Origin of the sequence: Bacillus sp. JH7, from assembly GCF_001563515.1 — a bacterium.
Classification (GTDB): domain Bacteria; phylum Bacillota; class Bacilli; order Bacillales; family Bacillaceae_G; genus Bacillus_A; species Bacillus_A cereus.
This window is the reverse complement of sequence record NZ_LPUS01000001.1, coordinates 2,078,598-2,099,314: the sequence shown is the minus strand read 5'-3', so window position 1 is coordinate 2,099,314 and position 20,717 is coordinate 2,078,598. Positions and strand designations below refer to the sequence as shown.

Here is a 20,717-nt window from a genome sequence, read left to right as displayed (position 1 = left end):
TAAGAACGGTAATACTAATTAACATTGAACTTTTACAACAAGGGATGATAATATGATATACATTTACACAGATTTTGGTGGAACACATACTACCTCACTAGCTGCAGCGTATCATTTAAATAAATTACCAACGGATCGCAAGTTAACGAAAGAAGAAATTTTGAATGTAGATTACTTTAATAAATTGAAAACAGAAGATATGGGAAAAATTATTTTTCATGGCATAGATGAACATGGTCATCCTGTATATACGATTGGATGCGGCGCATCAAAAGTTGTTGTACCAGCGATGAAGCATTTAGGAGAAATCTTGCAAAAACATTATCAAAGTCATGAAAAGATTATTTTTTCTAATACATCACCAACCGTACCTTTACCAATGACTTTCGGTGGGCTGTTTTCTAGAAGGTTCCATATCGATTTTATTGGCGTACCGTTACTCGTATGGGGAGCAAAAATTTGCTGTGATAATATACAAAGGCTTGTTAGTTATACAAAAGAAGCTGGCCGATTAACGAATGATTATGTTGTAATTTTAGATAATGAAACTTTTAAATAGTATATGATAAAAAGAAAATCGAGCAAATTCCTTGATTTTCTTTTTTATTTGTGAAATAGACAAGAAATAGTCACATTTAATATACATCTACTATAGCCAAAACAATAAAGTCCTGTTACTATTACAGGGATATTCTCTTTTCATAACATAAATATATAGAAAAATTAGAAAAGAGGAATTGAATTAAGGGAGGAACAACATGAAGCGTGTTGCTTGGATTACTGATAGTACAACTGCGAATTTTAAAACAGAAGGAGATAACTTTGTTATCCCAATCGAAGTTATTATTGATGGAATTTCGTACAAAGATTGTGAAGAAGGTGTACGTGAAAGGGTTTATAATGCGTTAAACGAAGGTAAAACAGTCACTACTTCACAACCTAATATTGGGGAAATGGTAGAGTTATTTACAAAATGCAAAGAAGAATATGAAGAAGGATTTGCAGTTGCTATTAGCGGAAAAGTAAGTGGAACCTATCAAAATATGAAGTTAGCTGCAGAAATGGCAGGTTTTCCATTAACGGTATTAGACAGTGAAACAACAAGTTATCCAATGGATGAACTAATTAGAAAAGCGAAATCGTTATACAATGATGGTATGACTTTACAAGATATACACAAAACATTAGTAGATGAAAAAAGAAGACCCTTTCATGTATTCCCAAAGAGTTTAAAAGGTCTATATGCAAGTGGCCGTGTAAAGGGCATGCAATTTTTACTTGGAAGTTTATTAAGTGTTAACTTAATATTAGAAGTAAAAGGTGGAGAGCTTTTACTTGAAAAGAAAGTTCGTAAAATCCAAAAATGTCGAGAATATATTAAAAATGAACTTGAAAAAGAATTACCAAAAGTACTTCACATGTTCCATGCTAACGATAAAGCTGGAGCTGAAGAATGGATTGCAGATATTAGACAAGCATTCCCTGAAATGGATTTCAAATTATATCCATTACCAATTTCATTTGCAGTTCATGCAGGTGAAGGTACAATAGCAATCAGTTATTAAAGAAAAACCCGTGAATAATTCACGGGTTTTTCTTTAATTAAAATTAAATTGGATCCCGGCATATCTCCAGCGAGCTTAGAAATCGATGGTTCCCCTTAACCTAGCAGTAATTGAAAGACTTGTACTATGGAATCTACAAAATATCCGTATTCTTTTCTTTGTACAAACTATAGGTATACTTTGCATTCTCGGATAAGATCTGATCCATGAAAGCTTTGAACATATACAAGACAATCCCCTTTGGATGCTATTTATTATTTACTTCGGTCGTATCGGCTTATCTATCCATGAGCATTAGTACAAGGGAGGGTTTATTATTAGGTTTTATCTAAATTTGAAATAAAGTCGCGACGTTTTGCCCCTTTGAATCAGTTTATCTAAAAGGATGTTTTTATAGTGAAAAGAAGATCTGCACTGTAAGGCGAATTAAGGAACTGCTGGGTAGCAATAAAGCTTCTCCACTAAAGGGCCCATTTAATGAAATAAGGCTTATGAACAAAATGAATTTCTACCATTCGATTAAATCCCGAAAACTGAGGCTGTACTTAGGCACCATTTTATGGTTAATAAAATAATATCAGGTTGATAATGTTTCCACTTGAATAGATTTTGCTTTTCCACACTTAACATGTCTTTTTTTAGAGTACTAGTATCAGTATGTCCAAGTATGGGGAGGTACTGCAGATATTTTGAAGGTTTGCACCAGAACCTAAAATCTTTTCTTTTATCTTCATAAAATCAATTCTTGATAGGCATGTGATGGGACCCCAATAAGGTTGTTTAAAAGTCGGCTTGGAGATATTTTTAAATATGTTTAACATCCAAACTAAGCCAAGGTAATTAAAAATGAAAGTGTCCTATTAATATTAAAAAAACACCTAATCCCATTCTCTTGCTATATTTTTAGTTAACTCACTTGACTATAACGCAACGTCATAGTGCATAATTTTAACTATATTAAATAAGGAGTGAAAGAAATGAATATAAAATCATTACGGTCAGATAGAATATACCGAAAAATTTTACAAGCTCCAAAAGAGGAAAAGGTTGAGTTATACAGGAAAGAAATGTTGGCTCCGTTTATGGGGAAATGGGAAATTCAATATGTTCCTTTTAAAGCTGAGGAGCCAAATGGTTTTGATGTTATTACATTGAATAATATAATGAGCATTTCTCCTAATCAGATTACAAATGAGATTACACCAGAACTAGAATTGATTTCGTCAGATTCTTTTTGGTCTGAGTGTAAAGAAGCTGTTAGGAAAAGCCTTCATTTATTTAGAGAGTATGATGTGAACCTTCGTGTATCTGATTACGTATTCACGATTCTATTAGGGAATCCCAATAGTCCTTCATTAAGGTTAAATGAAGGGTATAGTGGTGATGGAGGTATTCCTGGTTATATTTTGTGTACATTTTTGCCAAATGAATACACAATCCCTCGAATGAAAGCTGCTTTAGCACATGAATGTAATCATAATGTTCGATATCAATTTATTCAGTGGGACCATACTGTTACTTTAGGTGAATTAATTGTTAGTGAAGGTTTAGCAGAAAATTTTGCTACTTCTATTTTTGGGGAAGATCTACTCGGACCTTGGGTATCGAAAACAACTATGGAAATGCTTAATAGACGTATCAAACCCGTGCTCAAGGATCAATTACAATTAACAGGATTTGATAAAATTGCACCGTATCTTTATGGTGATGAATTAGCAAAACTTCAAAACTATATACCAGTCGATATGCCTTATGCTGCTGGTTATGCCTGTGGATACTATTTAATTAAATACTATTTAGAAAAAACAGGTAAAAATATCTTTGAAGCCACAATAACTCCTGCCAATCAAATACTAGATGAAATAAAGGAATTTTGGGATGAAGAAACAATTTTTAACGGTTAAAGATATTGTGCAAATTACAGGCATAACAAAAAGAACCTTACAATACTATGATAAAATAAATTTATTAAAGCCAATTTACTTAACGGAAAATGGTTATCGACTCTATGATAAGAACAGTTTAGCAAGACTTCAAATGATACTATTTTTTAAAGAAATGGACTTTTCTCTAAAGGAAATTGCGGAAGTTTTGAAACTTACAAGAGAAGAACAGCTACAATTATTAAAAAAGCATAACCAAACTTTATTGTTAAAAAAACAACATTTAGAAACAGTTATTACTGCGGTGGATGAGTATGTATCAGGAAAGGATATCTACAATTTAAATATTTTTAATAATTCATCTATTTTGCCATTACAAGAACAATATGCTCATGAAGCGAAATTCATCTATGGAGAAACAGAAAAATACAAAGAATTTGAGGAGAAACTGAAAGAACTCTCTCCTAGTGAAAAAGCGGACTTATTTCACGAATTCGAACAAAAAATGGAAAGGGTGTTTAGAAAAATTGCTTCCTATATTAATCAATCACCTACTTCCGATGAAGTACAGCAATTAATTGTAGAGTGGAAAAGTTATCTCGAACAATCTATTGTATGTGATTCTGAAATGTTGACATGTATTGCAAATACGTATAAATTTGATAATCGATTTAAAAATTATATAAATCAATTTAGTAATGAAGACTTAGCTGAATTTTTATATGACGCTATTATACATTATATCAATCAAAAGAAGTATTAATGTCGTACTTTTATAATAGGGGTCACCTTACATAGCCATTAACTTAAGAACAGAATTAAAAAAGGCTTTCGTTTACCAAAATAAAAGCATTTAAAAAAGGAGTATTTTCTTATAAATGTGCATGATAAATAAGCCCTGGCTAGTTCTAAAAATTATACAGTTTTTTGCCCTCTTAATATAGTATACTCGTAAACAACACCTAAAATATTCTCATATGGGTGAGTTTTTCGTCCGTTTTAGCTAGAAATATGTCCATAAACTGTGTATATAAATCATGGAGGGTAGTTCAAAATCTAGAACCAGGATTTGTATCACAAATAAAGGATATTTTCGGGAAAAATTCACAAACTCCATTGTGAACTGTTTGTTATGTTAGAGTTTCTTTAAGTTCCTTTTATGAAAAACTGTATTTTACAAATACTACAAGTTCATTTAGGGCAAATAATAATGGAAAATCGCCGTTGTATAATCAATTTATTATGAGCATGCAAGGAGGCTTGTTAGGAGTGAAAATAAGCGAACTAGCACGATTGACCAATGTCAGCATACGATCCATCCGGCATTATGACAATAAAGGACTTCTAAACGCCGATAGGTTGGAGAACGATTACCGGGATTTCGACGAATCGGCCATAGAACGAGTCAAAGCGATTCAGTTATACTTGAAGCTTGGATTAACAGCAGATGAGATTAAAGTATTGTTCAAGAGCGAAGCGGCAAATCCTGACGAATATCAATATTGCGAAGAGATGCTGGAAACGTATGAAAAAAAGCTAAGTAATGTGAATTATCAAATCGAAGCACTTCATGGATTAAAGAGATTACTGGAGAGGCAAATCGCTTTAACGATTAGGAAAAAGAGAACTGTTTAATGTAGAAATGGTCCCGAGCATGATAAATTGCTCCGGGGCCATTTTTGTTTGTGTTGACATTGACACTAGTGTAATCCTTTATGATTTACTTAATTTCACCTGAAAGGGGTTTTTTCATTGAAAAGTAATAGCCAAAATGAGAAAAATGGTTCTGAAACTACAAACGCGGTTGGGAACCGAAAATCAGTAACAGTCATAGGGTTAGGGCCGATGGGTCAGGCGATGGCAGACGTTTTTCTGGAATACGGGTACTCGTTGACCGTGTGGAACCGGACTTCAAGTAAAGCAGACCAGCTTGTAGCAAAAGGAGCCATCAGGGTGTCCACGGTCAACGAGGCGTTAGCTGCTAACGAGTTGGTAATCCTTAGCCTTACAGATTACAATGTGATGTACTCTATTCTTGAACCCGTCTCTGAGAACTTATTCGGTAAGGTGCTCGTTAACTTGAGTTCGGATACTCCGGAGAAAGCTCGTAAGGCGGCTAAATGGTTGGAAGACCGTGGAGCCTGGCATATTACTGGAGGGGTGCAAGTTCCACCGTCAGGCATAGGTAAGTCGGAATCTTACACATACTATAGTGGTGATCGAGTGGCCTTCGAGGCTCACAGGGAGACCTTGAAAGTGTTAACAAGTACCGATTACCGGGGCGAGGACCCCGGATTAGCCATGCTATACTATCAGATACAGATGGATATATTCTGGACAGCAATGCTAAGTTACCTACATGCTCTTGCAATCGCTAACGCAAACGGCATTACGGCGGAGCAATTCCTACCATACGCTTCGGCGATGATGTCGTCACTCCCGAAATTCGTAGAGTTCTATACCCCGCGTCTCGACGAGGGGGAGCACCCTGGTGACGTGGACAGACTCGCAATGGGCTTGGCGAGCGTTGAGCACGTTGTTCATACTACCCAAGAAGCCGGCATCGACATCGCTTTGCCAGCAACTGTTTTGGAAGTCTTCAGGCGCGGCATGAAGACTGGTCATGCCAGTGATAGCTTCACCAGCCTCATTGAAACCTTCAAAAATTCCGATATTCGTTCATAACAAGAATTACGTGGAAACTGTTTCATTGTACATGTCTTATGAAAATAAATGTATCTTTGAAGCCGAGATGAAATCGGCAAAACGAATCTATACTCGTAGTAACTCCTTATATGTTCAAGGCGGTGTAGAAAACAAAACAATCGAGGTAAAATTTAAGCCACATTTTACTATTCAAATAGAGGTATTCCAGATATAGTAAATAAGAAAACACCTTACATACTATAAGGTGTTTTTACACCAAAGATGCCCATATGGGCGTCTTTGGTACCTCTTAACATGACTTGAATAGCGTTTATTTGAGGTCATTAGGTAGTAAGAGATGGATAGACTATCTTAAACGAAAAATGTTGATTAGTTCTTATTTATTATACATCATTATATATTGATTTAAACATTAAATATTGCATGTTTAAATCAATGCTCAGCAAATCCTAAGCAAATTTACAATTTTTAATGTCAACACTACAAACTTGACATGTTTATTAAGAAAGAGTGAGGATGAGAATTATAACACTTATCCGATATATTCAGGTGATATTAGAATTGGATTTATTTTTAAGGGGGATGTTTAATGAAACCGGAAATAATTATTAGAAATTTCTTTAAAGAAGTGCGTTCAGGGAGTAATCCGGATTTTTCAAATCGATATATGGCAGATAAAGTATTGGCACATCAAGTTATATCTGAAGAGGAACAAACAGTATACAGATCGCCAAAAGATTATGCTGAGCATGTAAGAGAGATGATAGGAATATATGGAAACTTTTCATTAGAAATTCAAGAATTATTAGTACAAGATAGTAAAGTATATGTACGCTGGAAGCAAGTAGGTACACACATAGGAGAAATAGATGGGTATGAACCTACAGGCCTCCCTATAATTCAAATAGCAAGTGCAGTGTATAGAATAGAAAACGGGAAAATTTCAGAGTATTGGATTCAAATTGATAGATCAGGAATTCAAAATCAATTAGAGTACAATAAGAATATTCAATAAATTATCTTTAAGAATAATAGAAAAAAGCATAAAAACAAGATTTTTAAAACGATTATTTTTGTTACATAAAGGATACAAATCAATGTACTTTTTTACTGAAAGATTCATTCAAATTAATAAAAGAGAGCATGTTTTAATAAATCTTTTAAAATATGCTCTCTTTTATTGTTTCTATGTGTACTGATATCAGTTTGGTGTAACATTATTATATAGTAACAAGAAATATAGGCATCTGTTTATGAACTAAAAAAATAGCAACAATGGTTCATAGGGTTTAAATTCGCTATACGCTAGCTAATAATGAAAATAATAGAATCAATTTGTAATGTGTATTTCGTTTTACACTGTAAATCATTCATATTGAGTAATAGAATTGCAGAAATATATAATAGAATATTCACACTAATATTTATACAGCTACAATCTATTTACATATAAAATTATTAGGATTATATTGACAATGAAAGAGAAAACAATAGATGGAAGGGGATGTTTTTATGTTAAAAAAAGCAGCACTAGGGATTTCATCGTTAGCAATCACAGCGTTCGTCGGATTAGGGATGGCAACAGAAGCTTCAGCTGGACCAGCAGCACCACTTACTTCACTAAACGTCGTACAAGTAGAGTCTGAGCTAGGCGGGGTAGAAACAATTAATCAGAACAGCTTCAGCACATCGCGTAACCACGGGGGAAAATATTTATATATTACAACGAAAGAAATGGGCTATGGCCAAAACCCATTTGCTAAAATGAATGGTTCTAATGTAAAAAGTATTGATTCCACTATAATTGGCGGAAGACCAATCGTTGGCTGGTATTATAAATGGGATGCTTCTGGACACCAACAAGGAACTTTTGAGTACCAAAAGACATCTATAAATGCACCATTTAATACAATGCGTACATCGATTTATATCCAATAATTTTGAAAGCGTTCGCACATATAGAATAGTAAAAAAGGTACTTCTAGGAGTACCTTTTTTTGATTTGAATCACGTTCATCTATATTTACAATCCTAATTTCACAGCAAGAATACTTCCCATAAAACAAAATCCTTAAACGTCTATAAAATTAATATGAACGCGTAGTACAAGTCCGCTACAGTTAAAGTACGTAACTTTACATATTTCAACTCAATGAAAAAGGAAGAAACTGCAGTACTTACGCCGCAGTTTTTAATTCATACATGAATTCACAGTTTTTAGATATATAGACATAAACGTACTACCTGCTACTCTTTTTTAAATTCAAGATAAAAAAAGGAGTAGCTAAACTTATATAAGCTTAGCTTAATGGGTATGTGGCGGAACTTTAAAATTAATTACATCTTTTTCATAGCATAAATAATTTTGTATAGGGAGATGAAAGGATTTTTTAAAATAATAAAGAAGTATGTATAAACAAATATATAAATGGTAGTGATTAGGATGAAAATCAGTAAGTTTGCAGAAGTAAATAATGTAAGTGTAGATACGATTAGACATTATATGGACCTCGGACTCGTTATTCCCGAGAAAAAAGGAAGTCACTATTTTTTTGACGAGTATTGTCAAAAGGATATAGAACTTATATTAGAGTACAAATGGCTAGGGTTTAGCTTGTATGAAATTAAAGAACTGTTTCTTTATAAAAATTTAGGGAAATCCTTAGGCTATGAAAAGGATAATTTTTATCAATCTTTATTTAAAGTAAAATATGAAAAGATTGAACAAGAAATAAAAACTTTAGAGGAACGAAAATGCAAATTAAAGGAAGCGTTACATAATTTATCTATAGAAACTGAAATTTCGAGTTCAATTTTAGGGATAGATTTAAAAGTACTTCATTTATTTAAATGTGTTAAGTGTAACGGAAATTTAATTCTTGAAGATGGCATTATTAATAAGAATCAAATTATTGAGGGAAAGTTAATTTGTAATTGTGGTGAAGAATACATGATTATTTCAGGGGTTTTAACAGCTGGTAACTCAGTGAAAGCGTATGAAAAGAAATCACTTGAAGATTCTATTTCGGATTATATTCATGAAACTGATACTGCTTTTTTGGAAAATGTTCAAAGAGGAGGAGAATGGGCGAAAAAGAAACTAATGCAATTAGATTTAAATGAAAAAATACTACTTGATTTAGGGTCTGGTATTGGGTTCTTTTTACGAAATATTTATGAAGAACTACCGGAAGAGTGTTTATATATTGCTGTTGATCGAGATTTGAATAAACTTTTACTTTTAAAAGATGTAATTGAGAGAAGAAATGTGAAAAGAAATATTGTATTTATCTGTGCCGATTTTCTAAACATACCTATTCAGAATTATTCTATTGATATTGTAATTGATCAATCAGGTACAAGTAATTATAGTTTTGAACATGAGGAGTTCTTATTGTGCGAATTAAATTCTCTTTTTAAACACAATAGTTATTTATTAAGTTCGTTTATTTTATTTAATAAATTTAGTATAAATAGCCAAATTGCACCTAGACTCAGAGTGAATTTTACATCTGTAAAAGTAACGAAAGAAATCCAAAATCTACAGTTTCAATCGATTGATGAAAGTACTTCAAATTATTTGATACGAGGGGGAAAGTACGAGGATTTCTTTGTTCAAGGAGAAGAAATTTATACATATTCATTTTTCGGAAAAAGATGGGGTTAACCCCGTCATAAAAAGTCCGTTTTTATAACGGGACTATTTATGACGATTCCTATCTATACTTTTTACGATGAAAAGAAAAAGAGAATGTTAATCTAAATGTTTAGCACTCACTGGACAGTCTCTTGTCGGTGTATGTCTAGTAAGAGAAAAGATAGCCAAACCTAAAGATAATAAAACTAAAGATCCACCAACCCAGGCCATATTGGCGACATTATGTACTTGTTTTAAAGCTATACCTCCAACTGCAGAGCCGAGTGAAATTCCTATTTGTAGGGCTGAATTATTAAAACTTTGCTGTATATCTGACGTATCCGGGGCAGTTTGGATTAAATAACTTTGTTGAGGTGGTGCAAGCCCCCAACTCAATGCAGCCCAAACTATCATAACAGGAATAAATAGGATAATAGAAACTGCAGTAAACGGTAATATAAATAAGATTAGAGCAAATAGAGTAATAACTATCAAAATACTTTTTTGAGCGCCTATTTTATCTGATAATACACCGCCAAACGCACCGCCACTTACTGCAGCTATACCAAACACTAAATAAAATATGCTAATCCAATAAGGGCTTAGGTGAAACTTATTTTCTAAAAAAGGAGTAAAATAAGCATATAGAGTATAGTGTCCTGCTAACATAAACATGGTAGCTAGATGGGCAGATCCTAGTTTAAGACTACAAACGGCCTTTAATTGGATAGATAAAGGAGTTCGGTTTTCCTCTCCAGGTATTTTATCTAAAAATACTGAAATTAAGATAATAGACCCCAATGATAAAATAGCTATACATAAAAAAATAATTCTCCAGCCAAATGTGTTTGAAATTAATATGCCTAGTGGTACTCCTAGTACAAGTGAAGAGCTAATACCCATATAAATTAATCCTAATGCTTTTGCTCGATAAGCGGGATTAACAATTTTAGCTGCAATTGTTAGGGAAAGTACTACAACTAAAGCAGTACTCATAGCAGTTAAAATTCTTGCTATCATCATAAAAGTAAAGTTCGGACTAAAATAAGTAAGTAGATTACCAATTAGAAAAATGTAAAGTGAAATAATATATAATTTTTTTCTTTCCACTTTACTTGTGAAAATCAATAATACAGGACCTGCTATTGCATAAGTAAAGGCGAAAATTGTAATTAATTGACCAGCGGAACTTAATGAAACATTAAAATCTTTAGCGATGTCTGGCAATATTCCTCCAACGATAAGCTCTACAAGACCTACCGCTATCGTTGCTAAAGCTAATATAAATACTTTGAAATTCATTTTTTGTAATCCCTTCTCGTCATTATTTACCGTAGAACAAAAAAACTCCTGACTACAAACGCTATAATACGCATTTTGTAGTCAGGAGTTTTTGGTTCCTGGTAGAGACCCCCAAGCCATATTCTTGGAGTTATACATGATTCTCATATGTAATTAATCAATGTAATAGAAGATACCATATTACTTTTTATATTTCAATAAAAAATTAGCATTTGTACATGTGATCTTATTAATTATTTTATTTTTTATCGTTGTAGGATGCACTAATATCTTCAGTTGATGTGCACGGGGTTAACCCCATCTTTTTTCATTTCTTTGTAGTAATTTTTAAACACAGTGTATTGATATTGGGTTAACCCGAGAATTTACACTTTATGTAATACAAAGAAAAGTGAGGGGAAAGTGATGGGAAGTTTACGATTACATATAGAAAATAAAAAAAGAAACCAAGAACTAAGAAATATTTGTTTATATTCAATTGCAAAAACAGTATCACTATTCGGTAGCTCTATTTATAGTTTTGCATTAGGATTGTATGTTTTACAAATAACCGGATCTGCGTTAAATTTTGCGATTACGCTCATATTAGGAACGATTCCAATGATTGTTATGAATCCATTTGCCGGTGTCATTGCTGATAAGGTTGATAAAAAGAAACTCGTCGTTTGCATGGATGTACTAAGCGGGTGCTTATTAATAACTGTTTATATATTAAGCAACTATTATGGATTAAACTTATTCATTATTTATACTACTACCTTTCTTATGACAGTATTTACAACGTTTTTTGGAATAGGATTAGAGGCCGTAAAACCGAATATGGTTACTAAAGAACGGTTAATGAGTATTAATTCTATAAGTAAAATTATCGATTCTATATCTTTAATTTTAGGGCCTATGTTAGGGGGCATTGTTTTTGCAATCTTGGATATAAAAACTTTTATCATTATTAACGGTATTTCATTTATCCTTTCGGCTATATCCATATTGTTTATAAACTTTAAATTGTGCGAGCAAAACATAAATGAGGAATGGTCAATTAGAGAAATTAATTTTATTGAAGATATAAAGGAGGGATACTCTTACTTATTGGAGCGGAAAAGCTTAAAAAATACTTTTAGTATTTTAATTTCTCTTAATTTCTTTTTAGGCTTTGCTGTAACCGTTCCGTTGCCATACATTATTAACACAGTTCTCAATCTTAATTCTAAGCAATTTGGTATGATTCAAGGGACTTTTCCGATAGGTATGATAGTTGGTGCAATATTAGTAAAAAAGATAACTGATTGTTTTTCTTATTCTTATCTATTGAAAAAAATAAGTTTTATGTTGGCAATTTTTATGATAGTTTCAGGAATACCTGTTTTATTTAAACCTATTGTAGTAAATAATTTGGTATATGTTACTACGTATTGCATGATTATGTTCTTTTTAGGATTTATGATAGCACAAATTGATATTCCTTTAATGTATTTCATGCAAAATGAGATTCCTGAAGAATATAGAGGAAGAGTTCTTAGTATTGGATTAAGCTTAGGTAAAATAATGCAGCCAATAGCACTTGCAATATCAGGACTGTTATTAAATTTCATTCCAGCCTACACGCTTCCCATTGCAGGAGGGATTGTATTTTTTACTTTGAATAAAATTTTAGCAAATAAGTTAAATTTAGAAATTCATTCAAAAGATTATAGTGTTTAACGTAACTTAAAAAGCGCAGGATTCTAATCCTGCGCTTTTCTATCGTAATTCAGCTGTTTTTCTAATAACGATCTTATCAATTTCATCTTCTTCATCACCAATAAATAATCCTCGTTCTTTTAAATATGCTTCAAAATATAAATCTGCTTCAGCGCGTTCGTCATATGGCTTTACAGAGAGAACGAAACCTAATTTGTTTTGTTCTTCTAAATGAGAAGTGGAGATGTAAGCCGGTACATTATGGCGTAAAAAGAGTTCTTTAACCGGAATAATCATATCTTTCATTAATTTCGTTAGCATACCCATTTCAAACTCGAAATTAAAGCGATCTATACTAGATAAATCAGCGAATACTACACCGATAAAACCTGTATTAAATACTTCTTGATATTCTACATCTTCGTCATGGCCGCCGTAAAAATTCTTTTCGATTAAATAATTGACAAAATAAGCAACGCCATCACTTTGTTCAAATGGTTTCGTTGAAAGAACAAAGCCAATTTTCTTTTGTTTATGTAAATACACACATGACATGTATGCTGAAATGTTATGTTCTTTAAATAAAGCACTTGTTGCTCCAGAGAGACCATCTAATACGTGATGAACAATTTGAAGTTTTTTACGAGCGAAATAATAGGATTTCTTTTGTAACTCCAATGTATCAATAAAGACAGAGCCGATAAAGCCTGTATTTGAAATAATAGGTGCTTGCTTTTTTCTTCCTCTGCGCTTTAATGGAGCCATTGTTAAAATCATCCCTTCATGTACGTTTAAAATAAAAAGAACGTTTGTTCGTATATTTATATTTTACTATTAAAACGCTATAAAGTAAAGGGTTTTTGATGAAAATATAACAAAAAAGACACCTTATAAAAGGTGCCTTAAACGCTGTAGGGAATAGGGTTTACCCTAACTATTTATATTATGATACAGAAACAATCTCTTCTGTATCTTCTACATCTAAATGACAGTCCATAGTACGAACATCTTGATCTTCATGACTTCCGAAATAAATAGTAATTTTCATATGTATCGCTCCTTTATTCTAGGAATACCTAAAATAATTACTAGTAATGTTAATATTTATTATATACCACTTTTTTCATTCCGACAACGTTATATCATTTTTAATTATTTTAAACTATAGAGCACAATTTAAAGAGGTACTTTTTATAGAAAAAGGTAAATTTCTAATATGTTATATTTAATATAGAAGAATTCGAGGAGTACTTTTTATGAAAAGGAGAACTATTGATGAATTATAAACAACTACTAATAGATAACTTTGCATTTAAAACTTCATATGTTGCGCAATTTGTGCCCGGAATGAGTATAAAAGAAACGCAAGATTATATTGCTGTTGATTGCGGATTACCTGCAGATACATTCAATGTCATTACTCTACTAAACAATCATTTAACGGTAGGGATAGAGAAATTATATAAGGAGGTAGACTACTATAATCAAAAGAATTTTCCAATGAGTGTTTGGTTATGGGATGAAGAGCAAGAGCGGGATATAAAAAGCAAGTTAAATAAAATCGGTTTAAAAGAAGCGGAGCAAAATATTGCGATGGTAGCAGACTTAAAAACAATTTCTCCAACAATAAACATGCCAGTAAGTTTTACAATTCAACAGGCATCTTCACCTGCACAAATAAAAAAATTTGGAGAAATGTTAGCTAATCTATTCGGCACATCAGAAGAAGGTATACATGTACAAGCATTCTATAATCAAATTTCTAATCTTGATTTATGGAACAGTGAAAATATGAAACTATTTTTAGGATTTTATGAAGGGGAAGTCGTAACTGTTGGTTCATTGATATGTTCAAAAGATAGTATTGGTATTTATGACATCGCAACTAAAGAGGAAATGAGAGGACGAGGATTCGGATCTACTATGTTTAATTTCCTTCTGCAAGAAGCACAAAAATTAAAAAATATGTATTGTGTGTTACAAGCTTCACCCGATGGAATCAACATTTATAAAAAATCGGGATTTCAAGCTATTGGCAAAATGACTGTATTGGAAAATCGACATTTAATTGAGTAAATCATTCAAGTTAAATCGTCTTTATATAGGAGCTTATAAATCGTTATGAAAAAGATATATCTCGTTACAATAATTTTTATAGTAATAAGTATCTTTGTTTTTCAGAAAATAAATGAACATAAGTATACTAAAGCTATTAATCAATCAAATCATATAAAAAATATCGCACATAGAGGTGCTTCTGCGTATGCACCTGAACATACAATAGCAGCATATCAATTAGGCCAACAAATGAATGGAGATTATATAGAAATTGATCTTCAAATGACAAAAGATGGACATTTAGTGGCTATGCATGATGAAATATTAAACCGTACAACGAATGGTACTGGGCTGGTAAAAGAGCATACATTAGAAGAAATAAAGCAACTAAATGCTGGCTCTCTTTTCAATGAAAAATATCCGAACTTAGCAAAGAAAGAATTTGAAAATGCAAAAGTCCCAACATTAACAGAAATTATTGAAACGTTTGGGCATAACGCGAACTATTATATTGAAACAAAAACACCTGATGAATATCCAGGAATGGAAGAAAAATTATTAGAAATTATTAATCACTACGAAATACAGGATAAAGTTATTATTCAATCGTTTAGTGAAGAAAGTCTACAAAAGATTCATAGCTTAAATAGTAATATATCCATAGTACAATTATTACCTTATAAAAAAGCAGTTCAATTAACAAAATTAGAGATAGAAAAGTATAAAATGTACTGCATAGGTCTTGGCATGAATTACAAATATATTGATTCAGATTATGTAAATAAAATAAAGAAAAACGGATTAGAAGTTCATCCATTTACAGTAGATAATGAAAAAGATATGAAAAAGTTACTTTCATGGGGAGTCGATGGGATGTTTACTAATGATCCGGATCGTTTACATTCAATATTATTGGATTTGAAAAGTCATGAATAAGAAGTGTTATTTATAAAGGGAAAATTTACACAACCTGTATATTAGGATTATCAATGCAAGAAGGCATGTAGCATATAAAAAGAAAATACCAAAAACCGCAACTGGAAGACTTAGGTTGTGGTTTTTTTATTGCTTCGATTTCAACTTACAAAGTTTGAAGCTAGAAGTGAAAACCTTTTTAGCTGAATTGGCTTCCTATGTATTTGTACTTCGTATCGTTGTAGGTATATGTACAACCCGTGAGAAGAGTTTTGCATAGGATAATAGAAAAGGAGATGTTGCATATTGAAATACCACAATAGAAATGTAAGTAATCTGAATAAATTAGCGGATAATACGAAAGCTGCAGCTTTTAAGTGGTATCAGTACTGTATCGACAATGGAATTGAAGTATTAATTTATGAAACAATCCGAACGGTCGAGCAACAACGTGAATATGTTCGTAAAGGAGCATCACAAACGATGCGCTCATATCACTTAGTAGGACAGGCATTAGATTTTGTTCCAATTCAGTCGAATGGTACAGAAGATTGGAATGGCTATAATAAAGAACCGTGGGCATCAGCAATTCGTTATGCTAAACAAATTGGTTTTGAATGGGGCGGTGACTGGAAAGGATTTGTGGATAGCCCGCATTTGCAATATAACTACAAAGGATATGGAACGGATACTTTTGGAAAAGGTGCTCAAAACGTAGTGGCTCCTCCCACGTCGAATGATAGTGTAGGGATTGCTTATATTAACGGTAGTAATGTAAATTTACGAAAAGGACCTGGTACTGGATATGGCGTTATTCGTCAATTAGGGAAAGGAGAGTCCTACAAAGTATTTGGGCAATCAAATGGCTGGTTAAATCTCGGTGGCGATCAGTGGATTTTTAACGATCCATCATATATTCGTTATACGGGAGGAAATGTGCCAACACCTTCACAATCATCAAATGAGGGTATAGGTGTAGTTACTATAATCGCTGATGTATTACGTGTTCGTACCGGCCCAGGAACAAATTACGGCATTGTGAAAAACGTGTATCAAGGTGAAAAATATCAATCATTTGGATATAAAGATGGTTGGTATAATGTTGGTGGAAATCAATGGGTTTCTGGTGAATATGTTACGTTTGTAAAGTAAAAATAAGAGCCGTCCTGTTGGGCGGCATTTTATTTTAAATATTCATAGGGCGAGCACTCATGATATCATTCGTGATACATAGATTATAATTTTTCATTCTAATAATCAGAAAGTAATCAAAATGTAATTAATTTCAACTACGCTTTTTATATTTTTTTGATACACTGGCTACGAGGGGGATACCAATTAAGGTGGGTAAAAACCAAAACCATATTGGCGGAAGTAAATTTATAATGGGAATATGGATGCCGACATTTACTAAAAGTGCGGTGACTGCACCTATATAAGAACCTAACATACCTCTAATGTGGTGATGGAGCCAATTTTTCCAACGTTTTTTTCGTGCAAGGTATCCATAAATCGCAAATGAATAAGAGAAGATTGCTACATAAAATAAATATGCGATTTTATCCCAGTTTATAATGGATAATATAATGGCAGTAACGGTGATAACGACATAGGATGCGTGATATATTTCACCCCATTCCGTATGTTTACCTTTCTTCTTTTGAGCAACCATCGCTATTATCCCAGTTATTAAACATATCGTTCCAAATAATATGTGGATGGTTAAAAGAATGTTGAAAATGCTCATCATAATTCCTCCCTTTTTATTTTTATAGTATTGCAGCATAGGAGAAAAGTTGAAACATATTGTTTATTCACTTTAATATATTGAAGTAAAGGTACTTCAAGAACAAGTTTAAACGGACAAATTTTTCTTGAGTTTAGTGAGACACGTATTACGTGAAATGAAGGAGAGACTTCCATGTTTACATCTATTACATATTTACAATCAGGGAATGACAAGCAACAAAAAGTATATGATGTTTTGAACAAACTAAATATTATGGAGGGTTTAGCTTTATATAATCCCGTTCTTTGCGGGACAATCCCGATAAGAATTGATACTTCTCAATCTGACTTAGATATTGTAATGGAAGTATATAATTTTGATGTTTTTGAGCAGGAAATGAGATCTTTATATGGTTCTTATAGAGGGTTCAATATAAAAAAGAAAAAAATGAAAGGTACTGAATCGATAAAGGTGAATTTTGAATTCGAAGGTTTTGAATTTGAATTATTTGCTCAACCTAAGCCAGTGCGTAATCAAAATGCATATAGACATATGATAGTGGAACACATGTTATTAATGCAGCATCCCCATATAAGGGAAGAAGTTATTCACTTAAAGGAACAAGGTTTAAAAACAGAACCTGCTTTTGCTCAAGTATTAAATATTGACGGAGATCCTTATGAAGAACTTATTTTATTAGGGCAGGAAATGAAATTGTGGTAAATAAGATACGTAAAAAAATCCTCCAAAAACAAAAGAGGATTTTTTTATGCTGTTAACTTCCGAATTAATTCACTGAGCAATTTAACCCCGTAAGTCATTTGTTCTGGAGAAGCATATCCATATGATAAACGAATGTACTGATCTGATTCTTCTTCATAAATACGTCCCGGGTTTAAAAGAATTCCTTTTGATAGTGCCTCTGAAAATAGTTTTTTCATCGGAATGTTATGTACAACCTTTAGCCATATAAAAACTCCACCACTAGGAATATCCCACGATGCAATATCTGCACAATATTTATTTAAAGCTCGTATCATTATTTGTCTTCGTTCTTTCAGGTGCATTCTTACGTTTGCTACATGTTCTTCATAAAAACCTTCATTTATCCATTCAGCAGCTACTCTTTGAGATAAAGAACTCGATCCATAGTCTGTTTGCATTTTTATATCTGACAACCTATCAATAACAGGTTCTGGTCCGATTATCCATCCAATTCTAAGTCCTGGGCTAAGTGTTTTAGAGAGACTACCAATATATAATACATGTCCATGTTTATCCATCGACTTTAAAGGAGCTGGAGGTGATTCATCAAGCCATAACTCTCGGTAAATATCATCCTCGATGATAGGCAATTGCTCTTTTTCACATATTTTTAATATTTCTTTTCTTCGCTCTTTGGACATCAATATCCCCGTTGGATTTTGAAAACAAGGGATTGAATATAAAATATTATTCTTTTGACTATATTTAATTCGTTTTAATAAGTCGTTAGGTAAAATACCGTGATAATCCATTGATATACCGGATAAATTTATATTTGCTGATTGAAAAACATGAAGTGAATATAAGTAAGAAGGTTGTTCAAGTAAAACAGTTGATTTTCTATGTAAAAGACCAATTGATATTAAATGTAATGCTTGGAGTGCACCAGACACTATTAATATAGAACCCGGTGATGCATGTATTCCAAATGATCTTACATATTTGCTTATTGCTTCACGTAACAGATAAAAACCTTTTTGTTCTTCGTATCCGAAATAATCTAATTCCTCACTGACGTTTTTTATTATAGATTGCATAGTTTCGAGCGGGAAGAGATGAGGTGCAAGTTCACCTTTACTAAGATGGATAAGCGTTTTATTTGCTTCTGCTTCATTTATTTCTCGCACCATTAACTTACTTGGTTTATGAATACCGGCCTTTACATATTCACTCCAATCAGGCGGGGGATTAGTTGCTAATAATGACCATGTATTATTTGTTACAATTGTTCCTGCTCCGATTTGTCCTTGAATTAAACCATCTGCCATAAGTTCATCTAGCGCAGTTATTACAGTACTTCGATTTACATGAAATAATTTTGCTAACTGCCGCTGACTAGGGATTTTACTTCCAATTGGCCATTCTCCGTTTTCAATTTTTTCTTTCATATAGTCTATTATCTGCCGATATTTGGGCACTTTTTTATCGTTTGTCATATAAAAAACTCCCTCGTTTATTTAAAAGATTCAAAGTGGTTGGTTTTTCCGATAAATAACTGGTTGAAGACATTGTATCAACTATTAAATATGATGAAAAGAAATAATTGGTAATTTAAAAATGGTTGGTTTATTAGGGAGGGAGAGAAAACATGCATAATAAAAAATGGGATTTACGCATTATATGTGCTCACGCTTTTACAATTCTTATATGGGGAACTGCTTTTCCAGCAATTCGTATGGGGCTTGAATCTTATACGCCTGAACACCTTACTTTACTACGCTTATTAATCGCTTCATTTATACTTTTGTTATTTTCATTTATATACAAACTACGACTACCGGATTTAAAGGATATCCCAGCATTTTTTATATTTGGTGCTTTAGGGTTTACTATTTATCACATCGCATTAAACTACGGCGAAAAAACAGTAAATGCTGGATCTGCAAGTTTAATAATTTCAGTCACTCCAATAGTGACGGCAATTCTTGCTTTTGTTTTTTTGAATGAAAAAATGAAATTAAATGGCTGGATCGGTGGTGTAATGAGTTTTGCAGGAATTGCCTTAATTTCATTTAGCCAAGGCGACGCTATTCAATTAAATAGCGGGGGATTATTTATATTATTAGCGGCGATTTCAGAAAGTCTATTTTTCGTTTTCCAAACATCTTACTTAAAAAAATACGGCTTCTTACCATTTACCATATATACAATTTTGTCTAGTACTATATGTATGCTTATTTTCTTACCTGGAGTTTATCAAGAAATATTAGCAGCTCCTCTTGAAGTTAACTTGAGCGTTATATATTTAGGTGTCTTTCCAACAGTACTCCCGTATATTGCATTGGCCTATATTATATCTCGTGCTGGTGCTTCTGAAGCAACAAGTTCTCTATATTTAACGCCAATAACTGCGTGTTTCATTGCTTGGATATGGTTAGGAGAAGTGCCAACTTTAGTTTCGATAATTGGCGGAGTGATTACTATACTTGGAATTGTGATTGCTCATATACCAGTATTAAGAAAAGAAAAACATGGGAATTTAGCAAATAATCAATCCGTATAATGTAATTCAATAA

Annotated in this window: 19 protein-coding genes, 2 pseudogenes and 1 riboswitch; of the genes and pseudogenes, 16 read left to right on the top strand and 5 right to left on the bottom strand. The window is 32.6% G+C overall.

The window, feature by feature from the left end; genetic code table 11:
- Nucleotides 1-52 precede the first annotated feature (52 nt).
- Together AU379_RS10655 and AU379_RS10650 are read left to right on the top strand one after the other, a co-directional pair.
- On the top strand, nucleotides 53-559 hold the full coding sequence (locus AU379_RS10655) for a DUF3189 family protein (protein ID WP_000639421.1): 507 nt from the start codon (nucleotides 53-55) through the stop codon (nucleotides 557-559).
- Between the two features lie 199 nt (nucleotides 560-758).
- On the top strand, nucleotides 759-1,565 hold the full coding sequence (locus AU379_RS10650; RefSeq protein ID WP_000831921.1) for a DegV family protein: 807 nt from the start codon (nucleotides 759-761) through the stop codon (nucleotides 1,563-1,565).
- Nucleotides 1,566-2,079: 514 nt separating this feature from the next.
- Here AU379_RS10650 and AU379_RS30245 read toward each other — a convergent pair.
- Nucleotides 2,080-2,186 (bottom strand): annotated as a pseudogene (locus tag AU379_RS30245) (IS6 family transposase); the annotation flags it as partial.
- Between the two features lie 356 nt (nucleotides 2,187-2,542).
- On the opposite strand from AU379_RS30245, the gene AU379_RS10645 reads away from it, so the two are divergent.
- The 8 genes and pseudogenes from AU379_RS10645 (at nucleotide 2,543) to AU379_RS10615 (ending at nucleotide 9,782) form a co-directional block, all read left to right on the top strand.
- Nucleotides 2,543-3,469: a DUF2268 domain-containing protein gene (locus tag AU379_RS10645; RefSeq protein ID WP_061139221.1), complete on the top strand. Its 927-nt coding sequence runs from the start codon at nucleotides 2,543-2,545 to the stop codon at nucleotides 3,467-3,469.
- Entirely contained in the window at nucleotides 3,444-4,211 is a 768-nt protein-coding gene (locus AU379_RS10640) for a MerR family transcriptional regulator (protein WP_000743883.1), read from the top strand. The genes AU379_RS10645 and AU379_RS10640 overlap by 26 nt, the downstream gene beginning before the upstream one ends.
- A 506-nt stretch (nucleotides 4,212-4,717) precedes the next feature.
- Complete coding sequence (locus AU379_RS10635; RefSeq protein WP_000703056.1) at nucleotides 4,718-5,083, top strand: MerR family transcriptional regulator; 366 nt, start codon at nucleotides 4,718-4,720, stop codon at nucleotides 5,081-5,083.
- Between the two features lie 117 nt (nucleotides 5,084-5,200).
- The gene (locus AU379_RS10630) at nucleotides 5,201-6,133 is read left to right on the top strand and encodes an NAD(P)-binding domain-containing protein (RefSeq protein ID WP_000841637.1); all 933 of its coding nucleotides are present in this window, start codon (nucleotides 5,201-5,203) and stop codon (nucleotides 6,131-6,133) included.
- 13 nt (nucleotides 6,134-6,146) lie between these two features.
- Nucleotides 6,147-6,329: pseudogene (locus AU379_RS31205) on the top strand (hypothetical protein); the annotation flags it as partial.
- Nucleotides 6,330-6,704: 375 nt separating this feature from the next.
- A complete protein-coding gene (locus AU379_RS10625) occupies nucleotides 6,705-7,130 on the top strand; it encodes an ester cyclase (protein ID WP_000801679.1) in 426 nt (141 codons plus the stop codon).
- A gap of 497 nt (nucleotides 7,131-7,627) precedes the next feature.
- Nucleotides 7,628-8,053, top strand: coding sequence for a DUF4879 domain-containing protein (locus AU379_RS10620; RefSeq protein ID WP_015382392.1), 426 nt, complete (start codon nucleotides 7,628-7,630; stop codon nucleotides 8,051-8,053).
- A 505-nt stretch (nucleotides 8,054-8,558) separates the two neighbouring features.
- Nucleotides 8,559-9,782 (top strand): MerR family transcriptional regulator, encoded by a 1,224-nt coding sequence (locus AU379_RS10615; protein WP_061139220.1) that lies wholly within the window; start codon nucleotides 8,559-8,561, stop codon nucleotides 9,780-9,782.
- An 87-nt stretch (nucleotides 9,783-9,869) separates the two neighbouring features.
- On the opposite strand, the gene AU379_RS10610 is transcribed toward AU379_RS10615, so the two are convergent.
- The gene (locus tag AU379_RS10610; protein ID WP_001009821.1) at nucleotides 9,870-11,054 is read right to left on the bottom strand and encodes an MFS transporter; all 1,185 of its coding nucleotides are present in this window, start codon (nucleotides 11,052-11,054) and stop codon (nucleotides 9,870-9,872) included.
- 58 nt (nucleotides 11,055-11,112) lie between these two features.
- A riboswitch (purine riboswitch) is annotated at nucleotides 11,113-11,212 on the bottom strand.
- Nucleotides 11,213-11,459: 247 nt separating this feature from the next.
- Between AU379_RS10610 and AU379_RS10605 the strand changes: the two genes are divergently transcribed.
- Complete coding sequence (locus AU379_RS10605; protein ID WP_061139219.1) at nucleotides 11,460-12,755, top strand: MFS transporter; 1,296 nt, start codon at nucleotides 11,460-11,462, stop codon at nucleotides 12,753-12,755.
- A 39-nt stretch (nucleotides 12,756-12,794) separates the two neighbouring features.
- Here AU379_RS10605 and AU379_RS10600 read toward each other — a convergent pair whose 3' ends face one another.
- Nucleotides 12,795-13,499 carry a hypothetical protein gene (locus tag AU379_RS10600; protein ID WP_000035356.1) on the bottom strand — a complete coding sequence of 235 codons (705 nt, stop codon included), beginning with the start codon at nucleotides 13,497-13,499 and terminating at the stop codon, nucleotides 12,795-12,797.
- Nucleotides 13,500-14,009: 510 nt separating this feature from the next.
- On the opposite strand from AU379_RS10600, the gene AU379_RS10595 reads away from it, so the two are divergent.
- From AU379_RS10595 to AU379_RS10585, 3 genes are all read left to right on the top strand, one after another.
- Entirely contained in the window at nucleotides 14,010-14,810 is an 801-nt protein-coding gene (locus tag AU379_RS10595) for a GNAT family N-acetyltransferase (protein ID WP_061139218.1), read from the top strand.
- A gap of 45 nt (nucleotides 14,811-14,855) precedes the next feature.
- Complete coding sequence (locus AU379_RS10590; protein ID WP_048567645.1) at nucleotides 14,856-15,728, top strand: glycerophosphodiester phosphodiesterase; 873 nt, start codon at nucleotides 14,856-14,858, stop codon at nucleotides 15,726-15,728.
- A gap of 285 nt (nucleotides 15,729-16,013) precedes the next feature.
- The gene (locus AU379_RS10585) at nucleotides 16,014-16,859 is read left to right on the top strand and encodes an SH3 domain-containing protein (RefSeq protein ID WP_000873734.1); all 846 of its coding nucleotides are present in this window, start codon (nucleotides 16,014-16,016) and stop codon (nucleotides 16,857-16,859) included.
- A 133-nt stretch (nucleotides 16,860-16,992) separates the two neighbouring features.
- Here the strand turns inward: AU379_RS10585 and AU379_RS10580 are convergent, their stop codons facing one another.
- Nucleotides 16,993-17,454 (bottom strand): DUF2306 domain-containing protein, encoded by a 462-nt coding sequence (locus AU379_RS10580; protein ID WP_000021727.1) that lies wholly within the window; start codon nucleotides 17,452-17,454, stop codon nucleotides 16,993-16,995.
- Between the two features lie 174 nt (nucleotides 17,455-17,628).
- On the opposite strand from AU379_RS10580, the gene AU379_RS10575 reads away from it, so the two are divergent.
- Nucleotides 17,629-18,159, top strand: a complete 531-nt coding sequence (locus AU379_RS10575; RefSeq protein ID WP_000495193.1) for a DUF4269 domain-containing protein — start codon at nucleotides 17,629-17,631, stop codon at nucleotides 18,157-18,159.
- A 44-nt stretch (nucleotides 18,160-18,203) separates the two neighbouring features.
- Here the strand turns inward: AU379_RS10575 and AU379_RS10570 are convergent, their stop codons facing one another.
- Nucleotides 18,204-19,637 (bottom strand): PLP-dependent aminotransferase family protein, encoded by a 1,434-nt coding sequence (locus tag AU379_RS10570; protein ID WP_061139217.1) that lies wholly within the window; start codon nucleotides 19,635-19,637, stop codon nucleotides 18,204-18,206.
- A 152-nt stretch (nucleotides 19,638-19,789) separates the two neighbouring features.
- Here AU379_RS10570 and AU379_RS10565 point away from each other — a divergent pair, with 152 nt between their 5' ends.
- On the top strand, nucleotides 19,790-20,704 hold the full coding sequence (locus AU379_RS10565; RefSeq protein ID WP_000551611.1) for a DMT family transporter: 915 nt from the start codon (nucleotides 19,790-19,792) through the stop codon (nucleotides 20,702-20,704).
- Nucleotides 20,705-20,717: the final 13 nt, after the last annotated feature.